Raw genomic sequence first — 19,625 nt, forward strand, 5'->3', positions numbered from 1 at the left:
GAATGGTCACGCGGCTGCCTCCTCGATGACGCCTTCAAGCCGATCTTCCAACTCTTCTCCTGCGCGGCGTAGCGCTTCGAGCGTCGCCTCGTCGGGCGACCAGTAATTACGCTCATGGGCCTCGATGAGACGATTCGCGACCTTGGCCGAGGCCGTCGGATTGAGCTGGGCAAGGCGATTGCGCATCTCCTCGTCCAGCACGAAGGTCTCGGTCAACTGCTGGTAGACCCAGGGAGCGACCTGACCGGTCGTCGCCGACCAGCCCATGGTGTTGGTGACATGCACCTCGATCTGGCGCACGCCCTCGTAGCCATGCTTCAGCATCCCTTCGTACCATTTGGGATTGAGCATGCGGGTGCGGGTCTCCAGGGCGACCTGCTCGGCGAGGGTGCGCACGACACCGTCGCCGCGCGTCTGGTCACCGATATAGACCGGCACTTCGTCCCCCTTGTACTGCCCGACGGCCTTGGCGATACCGCCGAGGGTGTCGAAGTAGTGATCGACGGTGGTGACGCCGAGCTCGACGGAATCGAGGTTTTGGTAGGCCAGCTGGACCTTGCCGAGCATGCTCTTGAGCAGCTCGGCCTGCTGAACCGGCTTGCCGGAGCGCCCGTAGGCGAAGCTCTTGCGACGGGTGTAGGTCTCAGCCAGCTCCTCGCCCTCCTCCCAGCTGCTGCTGTCGATGAGGTGATTGACGTTCGCGCCATAGGCGCCGTCCCCGTTACTGAAGACGCGCAAGGAGGCGGTCTCCAAATCGCAGCCATGCTCTTCCTGATAGGCGAGTGCGTGCTTGCGGATGAAGTTTTGCTCCATCGGCTCGTCCGCCGAGGCGGCGAGGAAGGAGGCTTCAGCGAGCAGCTTGGTCTGCAAAGGCAACAGGTCACGGAAGATGCCCGAGAGCGTCATGACGACGTCGATCCGCGGACGACCCAACTCTTCGAGCGGAATCAGCGTCGCACCCGCGAGGCGACCATAGTTGTCGAATCGGGGATTGGCGCCGATGAGCGATAGCGCCTGGCCGATCGGACCACCCTCTGTCTTGAGGTTGTCGGTGCCCCAGAGCACCAAGGCGATCGTCTCGGGGTAGCCGTTGCCTTCCGACAGATGGCGCTCGATGAGGCGCGCCGCCTGCTGAGCGCCGTCCTTCACCGCAAAGACACTGGGCAACCGGAAAGGATCGAAGCCGTGCAGATTGCGGCCGGTCGGCAGGATCGCGGGCGTGCGCAGAAGATCTCCACCGGGTGCCGGCGGGATGAAGCGGCCGTCGAGCGCACGCAGAATCGCCGGAATCTCGGTGTCCTGCACCAGGAGCCGATCGATCTCGGCCAGCTCGCGGAACAGTGTGACATGTGCCTCGGTAGCCTTCATCTTGCCGGCCTTGAGCGCCTTCTCCGGCGACTTGCCCGCGACCAGCGCCTCAAGGGCCGCCTGGTCCGGACGGATGTCCTTGGTCGACTCGGCAACGGCCATCAGCAGATCGACCCGCTCCTCGTCGGTCGGGGCCTCGCCGACGACATGCAAACCGTGCGGGATCAGGGTGTACTCGAGTTCGAGGATATCCTCGTTCAGCTTGGTCACCCGCGCATCGACGTCATGGCTCCACTGCGGCTCCAGATCCACGAGTTCCAGCTCGGCGGCCTGGGCCTGGATGATCTCTGCAAGCGCGCCGCGCTCCTCGACGTCGTCCGGCGGAAGCGAACGCCAGCGCTCCATGGAACCCTTGAGATCGATCAAGCCCTTGTAGAGACCGGCATGCGCGATCGGCGGGGTCATGTAGCTGACCAGGGTCGCCGCAGAACGACGCTTGGCGATGGTGCCTTCCGAGGGGTTGTTCGAGGCGTAGAGATAGATGTTCGGCAGATCGCCGATGAGGCGGTCGGGCCAGCAGGCGCTGGACAGACCAGCCTGTTTTCCAGGCATGAACTCGAGCGCGCCGTGGGTTCCGAAATGCAGCACGGCGTGGGCGCTAAAATCGTCGCGAATGTAGCGATAGAAGGCCGAGAAGGCGTGCGTCGGGGCAAAACCCTTCTCGAACAGCAGGCGCATCGGGTCGCCCTCGTAGCCGAAGGAAGGCTGCACACCAACGAAGACGTTGCCGAACTGCGCGCCCAGCACGAAGATCGAGGCGCCGTCGCTCTGCTGCTTGCCCGGCGCGGGACCCCACTGCTTCTCGATCTCGGCCAGATAAGGCTCGCGGCGGACATGGTCATCCGCCGGGATCCGGGTATGGACGTTGGCGTGCGCACCGAAGCGCGAGGCATTGCCGTTGACGATGCGCTCGCGCAGATCGTCGACGCTCTCGGGCAGATCGACGCTGTAACCGGCCGCATCCATGGCGACGAGGGTGCGGTAGAGCGACGCGAAGACCGACAGATAGGCCGCGGTACCCGTGTTTCCCGCGTTGGGCGGAAAGTTGAAGAGGACGATCGCGACGTTGCGCTTGGCACGCGCGGCGCGACGCATGCGAACCAGCTTCGCGGTGCGCGACGCCAACATCTCGGCGCGCTCTTTGTGCGAGTGCATGTCGCGGGCGCCGTCTTCCGGGCCGCCGCCGTTGCGGCCGCCGTAGACCAGCGAGCCAGCCGCGCCATCCAGCTCGGGGATCGCCACCATCATGGTCGCCTCGACCGGGAGCAGGCCCTGATTCGACTCCTGCCACTGATCCAAGGTCTGGAACTCGACGGCAAGCGTCGCCAAGTAGGGCACGTCGAGGCGCGTCAGTATCTCCTCGGCCGCGTGGGAATCGTTATAGGCGGGGCCGCCGACGAGCGAGAAACCGGTCAGCGAGACCACGGCATCCACGGTCGACTGACCGTCCTGCATGAAGAACGTCTCGATCGCCGGACGCGCATCCAGGCCGCTCGCGAAGGCGGGAACCACCTGAAGCCCGCGCGCCTCCAGCGCCCGGATCACGCCGTCGTAATGTCCGGAGTTGCCAGCCAGGACGTAGGAGCGCATCAGCAGGAGACCGACGCGACCCTTGCCCTGCTTCTGCATCGGCAGGTGGGCGAGCTTCTCGCTGATCCTTCCCTTCATGTCCGGGTGGTAGACGCCCACCTCGGGATACTCGACCGGCGGATCGACCTTCATGGTGCCGCGCAGATGCCGGCGGTCACCGTCGGCATAGCGATCGACCAGGAAGCGCAGCATGTTCGCCAGGTTCTCGTCGGAGCCCGCGAGCCAGTATTGGAGGGTGAGGAAGTAGGCGCGCACGTCCTGCGCCGTGCCTGGGATGAAGCGCAGCAGCTTGGGGATGCGACGCAGCATGGACATCTGCTGGGCGCCGGTGCTCTGTTTGCGCTCCTTATTGCCACGCAAGCGCTTGAGGAGCGCCATGGGGCCGCCCGGCGAACCGTCCATCGCGAAGCCGCCCATGCGGGTCATCTTCATCAGCTCGCTCGCGGACATGCACACGACCATGGCGTCGCAGGCGTCGCGCCGCGCGGCCAACGCGGGGAGGATGGGCTTGAAGTGGTCTTCCATGACGAGCATGGTGACCATGATGATGTCGCCCTCGGCGATGTCCTTCAGACAGCGCTCGAGCGAGGCAGGATCGTCGGCCCATTCCGTCGCGGCGTGCAGATTTAGCTCGAAGCCGGGCAAATCACGCCGAACCGAGGGGAGTGCGCGCTGGGTCGTGCCCGCCAGGTGCCCATCGAGGTTGACGATGACGACGCGAACTGGTGTCGCGTCCGAGGTCTTGGCAGGTGTTTTAGCGGCCGAAGTGCGCTTTGGCATCGTAGAGCGTCTCCACAGTAATTGTCTGGATCCCTCGTTCTTCCGCGAAGCGCTCGGTGTTGCGCCGCGCCTTTCCGCGCACGAAAAAGGGGATCTTTTTCAGTTCCTGCTCGGCGTCCGATGCCCAGGCCATGACGGTCTCATCGGTCCGGTCGGAGCCCTCCGTCGGATCTGACCGGGTTTCTTGCTGACGACCAGGCGTCGCACTGGAGCCCAGATGCGACGGCGTCGCCGCATCATGGAACTCGAAGTCCTCGCGAAACATGGTGATGAGATGCTCTTCCAGCCCCATCATCAAGGGATGGACCCATGTATCGAAGATCACGTTCGCCCCTTCGAAGCCCATCTGCGGGGCATATCGCGAGGGGAAATCCTGAATATGCACCGGCGCCGAGATGACGGCGCACGGAACTCCCAGGCGCTTGGCGATGTGGCGCTCCATCTGAGTCCCCAGCACCAGCTCTGGATGCAGCTCGGCCACCTTGGCCTCCACCTCCAGATAATCGTCCGTGATCAGCGGCTCCACACCATAGCGCTTGGCCGCCTCGCGCACGTCCCGCGCGAACTCGCGCGCATAGGTGCCGATGCCCACGACGGTGAAGCCAAGCTCTTCGGCCGCAATCCGCGCCGCCGCGACGGCATGGGTTGCGTCGGCGAAGATGAAGACGCGCTTCCCCGTCAGATAGGTCGAATCCACTGATCGCGAATACCACGGCATTCTAGACGAGATCGGATCCGTAGTGGCGGCGACATCCAACTGCAGGGTGCTCGCCACCTCTTGAATGAAATCATGGGTCGCGCCAATCCCGATGGGCACGGTCTTGATGCAGGGCTGCCCGAACATGCGCTCCAGCCAATTGCAGGCTTGATCCGCGACTTCCGGATACAGGCAGACGTTGATGTCGGCCTCGGGGATCCGCAGCACGTCCTCGGGGCTCGCGCCAAGGGGAGCAACCACGTTGACATCCACGCCGATGGAATCCAAGAGCCGCGTGACCTCGACGACGTCGTCTCGGCAGCGGAATCCGAGCGCCGACGGACCCAGTAGATTGGCCGAAGGGCGACCACTCGACGCGCGCAGGTCGCGCTCCGAACCCGGCGCAGGCACCTTGCCCTTGAGGAGACCCCGAACCAGTTGATAGAAGGTCTCGTTCGCCCCCCAGTTCTCCTTGCGCGTATAGGCCGGCAGCTCCAGAGACAGTACGGGCGCCGGGAGCCCCATGCCTTGAGCGAGCGCTCCGGGCTGGTCCTGGATCAACTCGGCGGTGCACGACTCGCCGATCATGATCACGCGCGGCTTGAACCGATCGTAGGTTTCCTGAATCGTGGTCTTCACCAGATCGGCGGTGTCGCTTCCCAGCTCGCGCGCCTGGAAGGTGGTGTAGCTCACGGGCGGACGCTGGCCGCGGCGCTCGATCATCGTGAAGAGCAGATCGGCATAGGTATCGCCCTGAGGCGCATGCAGCACCAGATGGACACCCTCCATGGAGACCGCAATGCGCATCGCGCCAATGTGTGGAGGGCCTTCGTAGGACCAGAGAGTCAGCTGCATGACGCTAAACCTTCAACAAGGCGCCGCGCACAAGGGGACGCGCAAAGAGCTCAGCCAAATCGGCCGCTTGATCGAAGCCGTGGACCGGGGTGAAGACCAACTCGATCGACCACTTGGTCCGCAACCCTTCGGCCTCCAGCGGATTTGCCAGGCCCAACCCACAGACGGTGATGTCGGGCCGATCCTCGCGCACGCGATCGAGCTGACGCTCGACATCCTGACCCTCGGTCAGCCGCAACCCCCGCGGCAGCAATGACAGCTCCGACTCCATCAGCTGGCGATCCAGAAAGGGCGTCGCGACCTCGACCAGCTCCATCCCGCATTCCCGCTGGAGGAAGCGTGCGATGGGGATCTCCAGCTGCGAATCCGGGAGAAAACTCACGCGCTTCCCGACCAGAAGCTCGCGCTGACGGGCGAGCCCCAGTTGCGCACGCGCGATGGCTGGCGCGGTGACGGCCTCGAGGGTCGCGCTTGAGATGCCCCAGGCATCCGCCGCGGCGCGCAGCCACGCAAGCGTCCCTTCGATCCCGAACGGATAAGGGGCCTTCAAAAGCGTTGCGCCACGCTCCACGAGGGCACGCAGCGTATCACCGACGAAGGGCTGGGCAAGCAGGACCGAGGTCCCACTTCCAACCGGAGGGAACTCGCTCGCGTGACGGGGCGGCAGGAAATGGACCGGACCGATGCCGAGATCCTTGAAGATCCGCGCGAACTGGTCCTCCACGACATCCGGCAGGGTTCCCACGACCAGCAGGGAGCGTTCGCCCGCCGCGAGCTGCGGCATCTGCGGCACCAGCGACTTGAGGCACGCATCTTCACCCTGAGTGAAGGTCGTCTCCAGACCGCTGGCCGAATAGTCGAGAACCCGAACGCGACCGCGGTACACCTCGGACAAACGCTCGGCGGCCTTCGCCAGATCGAGCTTGATGACCTCGGACGGACAGGAGCCGACGAGGAAGAGCGTCTTGATGTCGGGGCGCCGCTCGAGCACGTCGGCCGCGACGCGATCCAGCTCTTGATTGCAGTCCGCGAGGCCGGCCAGATCGCGCTCCTGCAGGATCGCGGTCGCGAAACGCGGCTCGGCAAAGATCATGACCCCGGCCGCGGACTGCATCAGATGGGCACAGGTCCGCGAGCCAACGATGAGGAAGAAGGCGTCCTGGATCTTGCGGTGGAGCCAAACGATGCCAGCGAGCCCGCAGAAGACTTGCCTCTGCCCCCGCTCGCGCTTGATGTCCGGAATCGCGCAGTCGCCTGCCTGCGCCAAGGCTTCGGCCGCCGTCATTCCGCAACCTCGGCAAGCGTGCCAGCTTCGACGCCACCCCGACTGCCCTGCAGGCGAGCCGCGCGCAGCTTGATGAGGAACTGCGCCGCGTTGATGATATAGGTCGCATAGGCAGCGAGCGCGATCAGCATCTGGCCGCGCGTATCGACGAAACCGGTGAAGAGCGCGGCAAGGTAGGCCGTGTGCAAGGCCAGCACCAGCATGCTGAAGACGTCCTCCCAGAAGAAGGCGTGCGCAAACAGATAGCGGCCAAAGACGACCTTCTCCCAGATCGAGCCGGTGATCATGATGGTATAGAGCACCAGCGTCTTGACCACGATGGAGCCCGTCGCAATCACGGCGCCCTCGCCCGTCGCGAGGTAGCGCAGGACGAAGTAAAGACTGAACAGGAAGACCACGAACTGAAGGGGCGCAAGGATGCCTTGGACGAGGGTCCACGGCGTCTCGTCCCGCCGCCGACGCTCCTCTGGGGTATAAAGAGGCCGATGCGGGGTCTTTTCGGTAGGGTGATGGGTCATTACTCGGGCCGAATCCGCTTTAGATCCTATAGATCTTCACTCAAATCGTAGGCAGAAATCTAGTCCGCTTTCCGGCATGCGTCAACCAAACTTTACGTAAACCTGACTTGACAACCTCGCGCGAGCCACCACAATAGGGATCATGTCCCTGTTGGGGGATCGGCATGCATTTCGACTACCAATCTCGTGATTCCCATGAGGGAAATACCCGGAACCGCTGTCGTTTCGCTCACGACGGGCTGAAGGTCTGTGCGCGTCGAGCCAGCCGAAGCTGAGTGGCGGCGAAGGGTTCGCGAACAGCACTGAAAAGCGGTCTCGCTGGAACGACGCAGACTTGGCATCGGGCACGGGGCAGGCGAGCACCTGTGATGTGAAGATCACCCAGTCGGCCTTCGTCGACCGATTTCATCGACCGATAGGGCGCAACGGAAGCGAAAGGCTTCAGGTTGCGCGCTGGAAGATCGTCGCGAAACGCTTGTGTTAATGAGTATGCGTCCCAGGTCCGGCGAGGTAACCGCCGAGGACCGAGCCCGGGGCGAGTCTGGTCTGTGAGGGTGCGCCTACGTGGCATTGGAGGGTCTGGTCGCCGTGAGTTCGTTCAGAGCCCCGAGGGAGAGCCTCGGCGTCCTCGACGCCGACACGACGGCGGCCTTGGTCGAGGGCATGGCTGATATTGCGATCGTCGTGGATGCCAAAGGCATCATCAGCGACATCGCCTATGGAAGCGACGACCTCGCCGCGGACTTCAGTCCCGACTGGGTCGGCCAGCCCTGGCTGTCGACCGTCTCGCCCGAGACCCGCCCAAGCCTTGAGGCACTCCTGGAAGACGCGGCGCAGAACGCCCTCACCCGCTGGCGGCAGGTCACCCACCCGACCTTGCGCGGCGGCGAAATTCCCGTTCAATACCGCGCGCTCAGAGTGAGCAAGACCGGCAGCCTGGTCGCCGTGGGACGCAATCTGCAGGGCATGGCGGCACTTCAGCAGCAGCTCGTCGATGCGCAGCAGGCATTGGAGCGCGACTACTGGCGCTTCCGGCAGGTCGAGACGCGCTACCGCCTGCTGTTCCGCATGGTCTCCGAGGCGATCCTCATCATCGATGCGCCGACACAGCGCGTCGTCGAGGCCAACCCGGCCGCCGGACAGATGCTCGGCGAGACGCCAACGCGCGTCATCGGCAGACCCTTCCCCGAGGGATTCGACAACGAAAGCACCCAGGCCATCAACGGCCTGCTGGCCGGCGTGCGGGCCGCTGGGCGCGCCGACGACGTCAGGGCGAGACTGACCGACAGCCTGCAGGAGTTCCTGGTCTCGGCCTCGCTGCTGCGGCAAGAGAATGCGTCCTTCCTGCTGGTCCGCCTCTCGCCCGTGATACCGGACACCTCCGCGGCGGCACCCATGCCGGACGCCAAGGCACGCTATCTGCGGGTGCTTGAGAACGCGCCGGATTGCGTCGTGATCACGGACGCGGACGGCCGAATTCTCACCGCCAACAGCACCTTCCTGAGCCTCGCCGAAGTGGCGACCGAACAGCAGGCGCGTGGCGAGAGCCTGGACCGCTGGCTGGGCAGACCCGGAGTCGATCTCAACGTCCTCATGGCGAATCTGCGCCAGCACACGACGGTCAGGCTGTTCGCGACGACGTTGCGCGGCGAGTATGGATCGACGACCGATGTCGAGATCTCGGCCGCGGCCGTCCGCAACGGAGAACGCCCCTATTTCGGCTTCTTCATCCGCGACGTCGGACGTCGGCTCAGCGCGGAGCAGCCGACGAGCCCAGAGCAGGCGCGCTGGCTAGACCAGTTGACGGACCGCGTCGGGCGGGTACCGCTGAAGGAGCTGGTGAGGGAGTCCACCGACACCATCGAGCGGCTCTGCATCGAGGCCGCCCTGAAATTGACCGGGGACAATCGCGCCTCCGCGGCCGAACTGCTGGGGTTGAGTCGGCAGAGCCTCTACGTCAAAATCGATCGTTACGGCATCGTGGCTGATCAAACCTCCGAGTCATCGGGGCCAAGCAAGAAATAGGCTCGCCGCCGATGCCCCGAGCCCGATGCCTGGATGGAAGGCCCAATCCCGACACACGAAGAGCACCTGGAAGATGTGCGTCCGGGCATCCCATATTGTGTACGCACAGGCAGCGGCAAGCTGGGTGCGCGTGGCCTTGGTCATCAGTTGGACCTGATAGGTGGACGAGCGCGAGCCAAGTCCAACGAATCCCGAGCCGTTGTTGGTGGACTGCACGGCGCTTGCCCACCTTACAGACGCGTGGCCGGAACCAGGATCGACGCCGCGCGCGTCACTCGACACCTCCTTTTCAATCGCAGACAGCATAGAGTGGCCATTCCGGCCAGACGCAGGTTCCCGGCATGAATCAAACCACGGTGTCTCAGACCCCGACCTTACCCGCGCCATCCGCGATCTTCGAAGTCCTCCACCCCATCACCTGGTTCCCACCCATGTGGGCCTTCAGCTGCGGCGTGGTCTCTTCCGGCGCGCCCGTCCTCGAGCAATGGCTCATCGTCATCGCCGGCATCATCCTCGCCGGGCCACTCATGTGCGGAACTAGCCAGGTCGTCAACGATTGGTACGACCGCCATGTCGACGCCATCAACGAGCCAAATCGCCCGATTCCCTCGGGGCGCATTCCCGGCCGTTGGGGCTTCTATCTCTCGCTGATCTGGTCCGCCGTTTCACTGCTGCTGGCCTATGCGCTCGGCCCCTGGGTATTCGGCATCGCCCTGATCGGCATGGCGATCGCCTGGGGTTATAGCGCACCGCCCTTCCGCTTCAAGGGCAACGGCTGGTGGGGCAATCTGGCCGCCGGCATCTCTTACGAGGGTCTGGCCTGGATCACGGGCGCGGCCGTCATGATCGGTGGCGCCCTGCCCGAGTGGCAGATTCTCGTTCTGGCCCTGCTCTACAGCCTCGGCGCCCACGGCATCATGACCCTGAACGACTTCAAGGCGATCGAGGGCGACATCCAGATGAATGTCCGCTCGCTGCCGGTTCAGCTCGGCGTGGACGGCGCGGCGCGTCTCCTGTGTCTGGTGATGGGACTGCCGCAAGCCGTCGTCATCGCCCTGCTCTTCGCCTGGGACAAGCCCGCGCACGCGATCGCCGTGGGTGTGGTGCTGCTGATCCAGGTCGGCCTCATGATCCGTTTCCTCGGCAGCCCACGCGAGCGCGCGACCTGGTTCAGCGGTCTGGGCGTGAGCGTCTATGTCACTGGCATGATGATCAGCGCCTTCGCCGTGCGCGGATTGCTCCATTAACCCCCGCGCATCCTCGCGCGAGCCCTTTTGCTATCGACGAGATTTCCCATGTCAAACCCCGATACCTTCGACGTCGTCGTGATCGGCGGCGGGCCCGCTGGGGCCACAGCCGCGAATGATCTGGCCAAGCTGGGTCGCTCCGTTCTGCTGCTGGACCGTGCCGGCCGCATCAAGCCCTGTGGCGGGGCCATCCCGCCGCAGGCGATGCGCGACTTCGACATCCCCGAGTCCATCCTGGCGGCCAAGGTCAACTCCGCGCGGATGATCGCGCCCTCGGACCGCCAGGTCGACATGCCGATCGACGGCGGTTATGTCGGCATGGTGGACCGGGAACACTTCGATGAGTGGCTCAGAGAGCGCGCCGCCCAAAGCGGCGCCACCCGGCGAACGGGCACCTTCGAGAAGATCGAGCGCGACAGCGATGGGACGGCGGTCGTGCACTACCGCCCAGGCCAAGGCCGCAGCAGCAGCGAGACCGAAACGGTCCGCGCACGCTCCATCATCGGCGCCGACGGCGCGAACTCCTTCGTCGGAAAGCACTACATCCCGGGCTACGAGACCGTCAAGTACGTCTCGGCCTACCATGAGATCGTGCGCACGCCGAGCAACGGCGATTTCGATGGCACCCGCTGCGACGTCTACTACCAGGGCGACATCTCGCCGGACTTCTACGGCTGGGTCTTTCCGCACGGCGAGACCACCAGCGTGGGGGTCGGGACGGCCATCCCCGGCTTCTCGCTGCGTTCGGCCTGCACCGAGCTGCGCCGCCGCGCCGGGCTGGAGGATGCCGAGACGCTGCGCCGCGAGGGCGCGCCCATTCCGCTCGAGCCACTCAAAGTCTGGGACAACGGCCGCGACATCCTGCTCGCCGGGGATGCGGCCGGCTGCGTCGCGCCAGCATCGGGAGAGGGCATCTACTATGCCTTGGCCTGCGGACGCCTGGCGGGCGAGGCGATCAACGAGTTCTGCACCTCGGGCAACCCCAAGGCGCTCAAGAAGGCCCGCCAGCGCTTCATGAAGGCCCACGGCAAGGTGTTCTGGGTGCTCGGCATCATGCAGAAGTTCTGGTACTCCAGCGACAAGCGCCGCGAGCGCTTCGTCAGCCTGTGCTCCGACCCAGACATCCAGTACCTGACCTGGGAAGCCTACATGAACAAGCGCCTCGTCAAAGCCCGTCCCGGCGCCCACTTCCGCATCTTCTTCAAGGATCTCGCGCATCTGCTCGGCGTCGTCCCAAGCCGCTGACCCTCAAGCGACGACTCGCTGCGACATGGCTGAATGCGTTTCTCCAGTGGCCGAGTCGTCGATCTCATCCGGCTGATGCCGGTCATCAAGGGCGCCTTGCTGGCGCTCTGTCACCGCCGAACCTGCAACGGACGCGCACCGGTGAGATGGCCAGCGCTCGCTTGCCGGGCTGCTGCCTGAGCGCCGCCCTCGTCACGTACGCAGCAGATCTTTTGAGCCGCTGGAAGACGCCGTCGCGGCAGTGACCACGCAAGCGGCTCCGTCGGAACCTGCGCGCCGTTGACCGGGGTTGCCATGAAAGACCAGGGCGCACTCCGCCAGACAGGACCCGCGCCACCAAGCCGGCATCGGAACAGTCATCAGGACAGCGGATCAGCCCCTCCACCAGCCGCCTTCCCGCTGTAAGCGATCAGACGCTCCAGTAGCTCGAAAGTCCTCGCGCAGGAGGTCTCGACACCTGTCGCCAAGGCGACGCCGAGGTCGGCATCCGCGGCGTCGGTCAGCTGCTGCGCCGTGCGATGGACGTTGCCCGCCACCGCGGACATGACTCCCGCGTAATCAACGGCCTCGGCGCGAGTCTCCATGAGCCGATCGCTGGATGCTGGCCCCAAGACGCTGTCCTGAATCCGCTGCGCGGCCTCGCGCACAGTCATCTGCGACCTGCAATCGATCAAGATGACGACGAACCCCAGGGCATGCCCCGGACTGGACAGCACGGGATCGGCGCGGACCAAATACCGCTCGGGCACGTCGCCGTTTGCGCAGAAACCGATGTGCCCCCGCCAAGCGTACAGCCGTCCGATCAGCTCGCCGAGGTGGCGCTCGACAAGCAGAGGCTCCGCGCACAGCGGAATCAGGTCATGGAGCCGCTCCAGGCACCGATCCTTCAGACTGGGAAGACGGTCCCAGGCAGGCGTCGTCAGGAGCACAGTCCCGCTTGCGTCCGCAATCAGGATGGGCTGGTCCGAGAGATGCGCCTTCGCGCGCGCCTGCGCGAGCTGCGCCTGGGCGATCAAGACGCGCACCGAGCGGAACTGATGGATCACATCGGAAACGGACGTGCTGATCAGGCCCGCCGCCAAACGGTCAGCCACCGACCACGGAAGCGACCGGCTGCACGGCGGACTCCACCGGCCCCAGGCGCCTTGCCCCATGGAGACCGACGGCTGCGCGGGAAGCGCATTCTGCCCAGACGCCTCGGCGGTCACGGCATCCTTGTCCGCCGTCTCGGCACGAAACCAAATCAGATACTCGCCCCCGCCCGTCGAGAGCGGAGCGGCGAGTACCCGCTCCCCGTTCGCCGCGCGCTCGCCGAGGGCAGCCGTCGCGATGACTCCGCAACGCGGCTCGGCGTCCAGCCAGGCGAGAATCTCGCCGAGGCATGCCTCGCCCGGGGTTGCGCCGACCTTCATGAGCCGACCCTCGTAGACCAGCACAGCCCCAGTGGCGGCGATGGGGCGCAGAAGCACCGAGGGGTCTTCCAGGACAGCCGGCACCCAGTCGCCGTGCCGAGCGATCGCCTCGATCAAGCGCGCCTCCAGACCGCGAACCCTGTGCTCCGCTTCGACTTGCATGGCGGCCTCGAGCGCAACGATCCGAGTTGCCACGGCCTCGGCCAGGAGCTCACATGCGGCGCGGACCGGATAGTGAAGGAAGCGCGGCGTGCGATGGTGGCAAACCACAAGCCCCCAGGGACGCCCACCGACCAGAAGGGACGCCACCAGGGTTCCGCGCACGCCCATGCGCTTCAGGAACTGGAGATGGAGCCTGGACATGCCGCGCCAGGTGCTGCCGGACAAGTCGATCTCGCGATCCGTGATCGGCGAGCGGCGCGGACGCACCGCCACTGGTCGCTCGTCGGCATCGACCAGGTGACGAATCCAGTGACGCTCGATCATCAGATGCGCCTTTGGCGGTAACTCGGAGTCGCCAAAGCGTTGACCGAGACAGGAGGCGATACCGGGCTTGCGTTGCTCCGCAATCACCTCGCCTTGTCCATCAGGGTCGAAGCGAAAGATCAGCACCCGATCATAGCCGGTCAGTTCCTGGAAAACGCGCGCCGAGGCATCGCACAGCCGGCCTAACTCGCCCGCGGACAGGATGGGCTGCAACGCCGCCTGGAGGCGCGCGGAGAGGTCGACGGCAGAACCCGCGGGCTCAAGCTCGATCGCCAGTCCGCCGGAAGTCGGTCGATGCAAGAGGAGGTCGCATTCGCGCTGCGCGCTCCCGAGACGACAGCGCAACGCGAGCGGCAGTCCCTGAAGCGCCTGCCCCAGGTTGGCACGGATACAGGCGGCAACGTCGCCACCCAACGCATCCAAGGTCCATCCAATCACCGCATCCGCAGTCCCCAGGAAGAGCGGCGCGTTCTCGCTCGCCTGAACGATCACCAAATCCGATTCGCGAACGACGAGCAGGGCCGCGCAGGACTGGATACCTGGCTCCCCTAGGCGACTCTGACCCTCGCGTCCACCATCACGCCGCTTGCCCATGTGGGATGGAAAAACACCGAAGCTCACAATGAATGGGCCTCCAATACTCAGTCGCCGACGTTGTTGTGTCTCGCGCAGTCCGTCTCCAGACCATAGCGATTCAGCTTCACATAGAGACTCTGGCGGCTCACACCGAGCAACTCCGCCGTCGCCGTTCGATTACCTCCGGTCAACTCGAGCGCCTCTTCGATGTAGTGACGCTCGACAACGGCGACCGTTTCCTCGACGAGCGCCCTCAAGCTATGCGTCCCGACCAGCCCAGTCAGGCCGCCCAGGCGATCCCACAGATCCGCCGAATGCTCCTCGGGCAGCAGTCGGCGCCCAACGTCGCGGATGACGAGACTGATGTACTCCGGCTCGGACGCCACATCCCCGACCGCCGAGATCTCGACATCGGTCTCCATGCCCAACTCACCATGAAAGGTCGTCGAGAAGAGTCGCACCGCGCCCAGCCGCTGAACGTTGGCGAGCAAAACGGCAAGATCCGCCCCCGGCCGCCCGAGCCATCGACCAAGCGTCTGATGCAGGACGGAGCTCTCGGTCGGCATCTGCATGAGATCGAGGCCGCCCTGATTGGCACGCACGATCAACCCAGCCCGATCCGTCAAGACGAAGCCGTCCGGCATCCGTTCGATGAACGTCTGCAGCTGAGGCAAGTTCGAGCGGACTTGGGGCAGACCCTGATCACCCGGAATCAGCCGCAGGAGAAAGATGGCGCCGGACTCAGACGACAGGAGCGATGCCTGCACCAGACAGATCGGACCGCCCTGACCGAAATGGATCTCGATCCCTGGCGCCTGACCCTGCTCGGCGACCCGACTCAACATGAACCGCAGCGCGTCTCGGTCGGCGCTCTCCAAGAGCGGTAGCAGCTCCCTGCCAATGAGGGCGGTGGCACGCTGAGACGGACGATTCAAGAGCGCAAGCGCGGCAGGATTCAGCTCGACGACCCTGAGCGAATCGGCCTTCAGCAGCAGCACCGCATCCGTCGATGCACGGAACAGGAGACGGTAACGCGTCTCGACCTCGCGCAGCTTCCAGTAATCGCGCTCCATCGTCTGCTGCGCCTCGACCAGGCGCGACTGCAGTTCCGTCACCGCCTGCAGACTGCGCCCGACCGCGAGCAGGCCGTGATCGCCACCCAAACGCACGGTCGTGTATTCGATCGGCAACGAGCGGCCGCTGGGAAACAGCTGATTGACCTGAAGGAAGGCCGACACACCGCTCACCCGTGCATCTTCGACCATCCTGCGCAGTGCGTCGCTGCCGGACGGCTCGACGGTCTCCGACCAGGGCCGTCCGACCCAGTCCTGCAGGGCCTCGTAGGAAACGAGGGACGACACAGCCGTGCGTTGAATCACCCCCTGCTGGTCGAGGAAGAGGGTCACATCCGGATGCAGGTCGCGCTCGATCATCATGGCATCTCGATCCTCGGGCTGATGGCCGCGCTGCTAGGCGTGGTCCGTCGCGGTTCTGCCGCCTCGATCTCATGATCGGATACGTTACACCCCCTCAGTCATGGCCCCCAAGTCCAGCCTGCGATAGAATTCAACAAGCCGAGGCGGGCGGATTCGGTCGCGCCCACCAAACGCCAGCGCTGAAGAAGCACACCAGCATTGCCCTCGTAGCTCAGTTGGATAGAGCGATCGCCTCCTAAGCGATAGGTCACAGGTTCAAATCCTGTCGAGGGCACCATTCCCGCACCTGAAACAGTCAGTTGACCTCGCCATCTCGCGGCTGCATCGCGGCGAGCATCCCGCGCAGCACCAAGTCTGGAACCAGCTCGAACGGGAGATCCAAACAAGGGGCGAGACGCTCCGCATCACCGCCTGTCAAAATCAGCCTGGGTTGAGCATCAGCCTCTTGCGCCAGCCGATCATAAAGCCGACCGGCCAGGGTGACGAGTGCCTGGAGACTGCCCGCCGCAACGGCAGACGCCGTATCCGTCGCCCAGAGATCATCGGTAGGTTCTGATTCGACGCGCGGGATATGGGTGCCAACCAAGAGGCTCTTCCGCATCATCTCGATGCCAGGCAGGATGAGCCCACCGAGATGCCGCCCCCCGGCAAGCAGAAGATCGAAGGTCGCTGCCGTGCCGGCGTCCAAGATCACACAAGGCCCCTGATACGCCCTGTGGGTGGCCACCAGCGCCAACCAGCGATCGACGCCAAGCCGCGACGGCTGCGCATAGGCGATTCTCAGGTCACCGAAGCGGGCGCGGGTGCGCAGATAGCCCGGCTCGCACCCCCACAAGGCCCGGGTGACGCGCGCGAGCGCCTCCGCCACTTCGCCGCCACCGACATTGCTGACGACGACCCGCTCCGGAGCCGCCATCTGCTCCCAGCGAGCCAGGAGATCGAGCGGCACACCACCGCTATGACGCAGAACCTCGACCTCCCAGGGAACGTCGTCCCCGGAACAGGTCCAGCGCAGGTTGGAGTTACCGATATCGATCAGCAGATTCATGCTTGCCTCGCTTCTCAAAGGTACGCGAACGCCATCCATCAGGCTGCCGCGATGGGCCTCAGGCTGACTTCTCCGGCCTGGAAGACACGCCTGCCGTCCGCGGTATCCAACAGGAGAGACCCGTCGTCGGCAACCCCGGCATGCCGGCCTTCGATGGCCCGGTCGCCGAGCAGGAGTCTCACGGGCTCACCCAGGAAGGCGTCGAACGACCGCCATCCGCCCAAGAACGGGGTCAGCCCCTCACGACCGAAACGCTCCAGGGCATCAAGGAGGGCATCCAGCAACGTGGCGGCCAACGCATTGCGGCCAACCGGCGGCCCTGACAGGATCTCATCGAGCGCGACCCAGGGCTGATCGATAGCCCTGCCCTGGCTGGCAACCATGCTGAAGTTGATGCCGAGACCCACCACCAGATAGCTGGGGCCCTGGGATTCTCCCGCGACCTCCAGCAGGAGCCCGGCGAGCTTGCGGCCACGCCACAGGATGTCGTTCGGCCACTTGAGCGACAAGCCTTCGGCCCCGCTGGCGCTCAGCACCTCCGCCACCACAGCCCCTGCCGCCAAGCTCAGGCCGCCGAGTGCCGCCGGGGCGAGTGGATAGCGCCACAGCAGCGAGAGGTAGAGATTCGCGCCGAAGGGCGAGATCCAGGCACGGCCGCGTCGACCGCGGCCCGCTGTCTGGCGCTCGGCCAGACAGGCGGTGCCGGATGGCGCACCAGCCAGCGCCGCACGCATCAGAAAGGCGTTCGTCGAGTCGATGCGCGGATGCAGCTCGAGGGCGGCGAGCCGCTGTCGACCAGCGTCGCTCAGGCCCGCGAGCAGACGCTCGGCGCGCAGGAGCTCCAGGGGCGCCTCCAACCGATAGCCGCGACCGCGCACGGACTGCAAGGGAAGATCGAAGGCGTCCGTCGTCTTTCTCAATGCCTTCCATACGGCGGCGCGTGTGATCCCGAGATGCCCGGCGATCGCCTCGCCGGAATGGATGTGGCCGTCAGCCAGCAGCTCGATCAGCGCGAGATCCCGTTCCACGCCCTGGTCACCCGACACTCGCGAGCCAGGCCGCGCGCGCCCGCGCGACGCACTCGGGCGGCGCGCTCGCCAGGCGCAGCTCGCAGGTGTCGTCCGGGGCCGCTTGCGGTCGGGCGATCAGCCGCAGCAGCTCATCGCGCCGGAAGAGATGGACCTCCACCTCACCGGATCGCGCGGCGCTGCGGGCGATCAGCCGATCGAGCGTGTCCGGCGTTGCGCGCAGGCCGTCGACCGCGATGATGACATCGCCCGGCGCAATCCCCGCCTGCTCGCCGGCACCCGCCGTGATGACGCTCTGGACCACGGCCTCGGCCGTTCCGGGCCGTAGACGCAGATCCAGGGTGGCCTGGCTCGGCACGACCTCGAAGGCGTCCACGCAACCGCCCATGTCCTTCGCACCCTGACGCGAGCGCAGCCGCATCTCCACGCCGACCGTCGCCAGGAGCGCCGGCAGATCCAGGTCCTCGGTCGAATCCAGCGCCCTGGCGAAAAAGTCCCGCAGGTCCAGACCCGTGGCCTCCATGGCAACCGCTTCGACACCGCGCTCGGGGACACCGACCCCCAAACGTCCATGGCGCTGCCACAAACCGCGCATCACATCGTCGAGCGATTGGGCGCCCGAGGTCTCCCGGCGAATCAGCAGATCGAGCGCCAGCGCCACCAGGGCGCCCTTGGCGTAGTAGCTGACGATGGCATTGGGGGCGTTCTCGTCCTGCTTGTAGAACTTGGTCCAGGCGTCGAAGCTGGACTCCGCCACCGTCTGCAGGCGGCGCCCCGGAGTGCGTATGACACGCGTGATGGTCTCGGCCAAGAGGCCGAGATAGGTCTTGTGATCGATGCAGCCGCTGCGGGCCAGGGCAAGCTCGTCGTAGTAGGAGGTAATGCCCTCGAAGGCCCACAGTAGGCGCGTGTGAACCTCGTGCTCCAGCCCCCCCGCGATGAAGGCCAGCGGACGGATCCGCTTGACCATCCAGAGGTGGAAATACTCGTGACTGCAGAGGCCGAGAAAGCGGTTGTATTCCTTCGACGGAAGCGCCTCGCCCGGGACGGGCATATCGTCGCGGCAGCAGATCAGGCTGGTTGAGAAGGCATGCTCAAGCCCCCCGTAGCCCTCGCCGAGGGCTGTCACCAAGAAGAGATAGCGATCGACCGGAAGCTCGCCAAAGAGCGCGGCATGCTCAGCGCAGATCTTGGAAAGATCGCGTGTCAGGCGGTCTTCGTCGAACCAGCGCGCGCCAGTGACCGCGATCCGGTGCGCGATCCCTCCAACCTCGAAGGATAGGGCCGTGAAGACGCCCATCTCGACCGGATGATCGATGAGGTCCTGGTAGGAGTCCGCCTGGTAGCGGCCGAAGCCCGCGGACGTCACCTCGGTTGGACGCAGACTGCTGGCAACCCGCCACCCCTGACAGCTCTCGTCCTCCGGCGGTAGCAGTTCCAGCCGACAGGGGCGATCCTCGCAGCCATCGACCTTCAGCAAGAGACTCGCCCCATTGAAGTAGGCGTGCGTCAGGTCCAGGTGGGCCGACCGGACCGATAGCTCCCAGGCAAAGACTTCATAAGAGACGCGAAGCCCCGCCGCGGTTCGGCAGACCCAGGTCTGCTTGTCCTCCTTCGCGAGTTCGAGCGGTCGGCCATCGAGGTCTTCCGCGGCGATCGCGACCAGATTCCTGGCGAAATCTCGAATCATGTAGCTACCCGGAATCCAGGCAGGCATGCTGAGCGCGACGCGACCCTCGGTGGAGTGATCGAGAATCAGACGGTGATCGAGCGAAAGCTCGACAGCGAAGAGGTGGCGACGCGGAAAGAGCGGGCGAACGCGGTAGACAAGACCAGGGTCGCCAGGGGTTGCATCAGACATACGAGGGCATCCAGGCAAGCGAAACCCGCCACGGAGGCGGAATGGCACGCAACGCTGCGCACACCGAGCGCCGCACAGGCCGATAGTCGGACACTCGGCCGAGGTGTTCGGATTGGCCCTTGCTCGCTGGGATTCGGCGCACGACCGCGGTCGCGGTTGGCTCGGATA

At 65.3% G+C, this 19,625-nt stretch carries 12 protein-coding genes and 1 tRNA gene; 4 read left to right on the forward strand and 9 right to left on the reverse strand.

Translation table 11 applies throughout. From position 1 onward, the window contains the following. Window positions 1–6: 6 nt before the first annotated feature. From CKO23_RS05290 to bchF, 4 genes are read right to left on the reverse strand one after another with little or no spacing between them, the layout of a single operon-like run. Window positions 7–3,738, reverse strand: coding sequence for a magnesium chelatase subunit H (locus tag CKO23_RS05290; protein ID WP_200328800.1), 3,732 nt, complete (start codon window positions 3,736–3,738; stop codon window positions 7–9). Next, complete coding sequence (gene bchB, locus CKO23_RS05295; RefSeq protein WP_200328802.1) at window positions 3,713–5,290, reverse strand: ferredoxin:protochlorophyllide reductase (ATP-dependent) subunit B; 1,578 nt, start codon at window positions 5,288–5,290, stop codon at window positions 3,713–3,715. The genes CKO23_RS05290 and bchB overlap by 26 nt, the downstream gene beginning before the upstream one ends. Before the next feature lie 4 nt (window positions 5,291–5,294). After that, a complete protein-coding gene (locus CKO23_RS05300) occupies window positions 5,295–6,575 on the reverse strand; it encodes a ferredoxin:protochlorophyllide reductase (ATP-dependent) subunit N (protein ID WP_200328804.1) in 1,281 nt (426 codons plus the stop codon). Then, a complete protein-coding gene (gene bchF / locus CKO23_RS05305; RefSeq protein ID WP_200328806.1) occupies window positions 6,572–7,093 on the reverse strand; it encodes a 2-vinyl bacteriochlorophyllide hydratase in 522 nt (173 codons plus the stop codon). The genes CKO23_RS05300 and bchF overlap by 4 nt, the downstream gene beginning before the upstream one ends. Window positions 7,094–7,681: 588 nt before the next feature. Here bchF and ppsR (CKO23_RS05310) point away from each other — a divergent pair. The 3 genes from ppsR (CKO23_RS05310) to CKO23_RS05320 all read left to right on the forward strand — a co-directional run bounded on the left by ppsR (CKO23_RS05310) (window position 7,682) and on the right by CKO23_RS05320 (window position 11,610). Beyond that, the gene (gene ppsR, locus CKO23_RS05310; RefSeq protein WP_200328808.1) at window positions 7,682–9,118 is read left to right on the forward strand and encodes a transcriptional regulator PpsR; all 1,437 of its coding nucleotides are present in this window, start codon (window positions 7,682–7,684) and stop codon (window positions 9,116–9,118) included. Between the two features lie 341 nt (window positions 9,119–9,459). Then, complete coding sequence (chlG, locus tag CKO23_RS05315) at window positions 9,460–10,365, forward strand: chlorophyll synthase ChlG (protein ID WP_200328810.1); 906 nt, start codon at window positions 9,460–9,462, stop codon at window positions 10,363–10,365. Between the two features lie 48 nt (window positions 10,366–10,413). Beyond that, entirely contained in the window at window positions 10,414–11,610 is a 1,197-nt protein-coding gene (locus tag CKO23_RS05320) for a geranylgeranyl diphosphate reductase (RefSeq protein ID WP_200328812.1), read from the forward strand. 359 nt (window positions 11,611–11,969) lie between these two features. On the opposite strand, the gene CKO23_RS05325 is transcribed toward CKO23_RS05320, so the two are convergent. Beyond that, entirely contained in the window at window positions 11,970–14,129 is a 2,160-nt protein-coding gene (locus CKO23_RS05325) for a GAF domain-containing protein (RefSeq protein ID WP_200328814.1), read from the reverse strand. A 20-nt stretch (window positions 14,130–14,149) separates the two neighbouring features. Beyond that, window positions 14,150–15,520, reverse strand: a complete 1,371-nt coding sequence (gene ppsR / locus CKO23_RS05330; protein WP_242482236.1) for a transcriptional regulator PpsR — start codon at window positions 15,518–15,520, stop codon at window positions 14,150–14,152. A 200-nt stretch (window positions 15,521–15,720) separates the two neighbouring features. Here ppsR (CKO23_RS05330) and CKO23_RS05335 point away from each other — a divergent pair. Continuing rightward, window positions 15,721–15,797: transfer RNA gene (locus tag CKO23_RS05335), tRNA-Arg, on the forward strand. Between the two features lie 18 nt (window positions 15,798–15,815). On the opposite strand, the gene CKO23_RS05340 is transcribed toward CKO23_RS05335, so the two are convergent. The 3 genes from CKO23_RS05340 to CKO23_RS05350 are packed head-to-tail and all read right to left on the reverse strand — an operon-like array spanning window position 15,816 to window position 19,457. After that, window positions 15,816–16,568, reverse strand: a complete 753-nt coding sequence (locus tag CKO23_RS05340; protein ID WP_200328816.1) for a type III pantothenate kinase — start codon at window positions 16,566–16,568, stop codon at window positions 15,816–15,818. A gap of 38 nt (window positions 16,569–16,606) precedes the next feature. Next, window positions 16,607–17,596 carry a bifunctional biotin--[acetyl-CoA-carboxylase] ligase/biotin operon repressor BirA gene (gene birA, locus CKO23_RS05345; protein WP_200328818.1) on the reverse strand — a complete coding sequence of 330 codons (990 nt, stop codon included), beginning with the start codon at window positions 17,594–17,596 and terminating at the stop codon, window positions 16,607–16,609. 7 nt (window positions 17,597–17,603) lie between these two features. Then, window positions 17,604–19,457, reverse strand: a complete 1,854-nt coding sequence (locus tag CKO23_RS05350) for a M61 family metallopeptidase (RefSeq protein WP_200328820.1) — start codon at window positions 19,455–19,457, stop codon at window positions 17,604–17,606. Window positions 19,458–19,625: the final 168 nt, after the last annotated feature.

The sequence above is a fragment of the Thiocystis violacea genome, assembly GCF_016583565.1.
GTDB classification, from domain to species: Bacteria; Pseudomonadota; Gammaproteobacteria; order Chromatiales; family Chromatiaceae; genus Thiorhodococcus; species Thiorhodococcus violaceus_A.

Coding starts and splice junctions, on each gene's coding strand:
- CKO23_RS05320 (WP_200328812.1), top strand. CDS start 10,414: ATGTCAAACCCCGATACCTTCGACGTCGTCGTGATCGGCGGCGGGCCC.
- chlG (WP_200328810.1), top strand. CDS start 9,460: ATGAATCAAACCACGGTGTCTCAGACCCCGACCTTACCCGCGCCATCC.
- CKO23_RS05350 (WP_200328820.1), bottom strand. CDS start 19,457: ATGTCTGATGCAACCCCTGGCGACCCTGGTCTTGTCTACCGCGTTCGC.
- CKO23_RS05340 (WP_200328816.1), bottom strand. CDS start 16,568: ATGAATCTGCTGATCGATATCGGTAACTCCAACCTGCGCTGGACCTGT.
- CKO23_RS05290 (WP_200328800.1), bottom strand. CDS start 3,738: ATGCCAAAGCGCACTTCGGCCGCTAAAACACCTGCCAAGACCTCGGAC.
- CKO23_RS05300 (WP_200328804.1), bottom strand. CDS start 6,575: ATGACGGCGGCCGAAGCCTTGGCGCAGGCAGGCGACTGCGCGATTCCG.
- ppsR (WP_242482236.1), bottom strand. CDS start 15,520: ATGATGATCGAGCGCGACCTGCATCCGGATGTGACCCTCTTCCTCGAC.
- bchB (WP_200328802.1), bottom strand. CDS start 5,290: ATGCAGCTGACTCTCTGGTCCTACGAAGGCCCTCCACACATTGGCGCG.
- bchF (WP_200328806.1), bottom strand. CDS start 7,093: ATGACCCATCACCCTACCGAAAAGACCCCGCATCGGCCTCTTTATACC.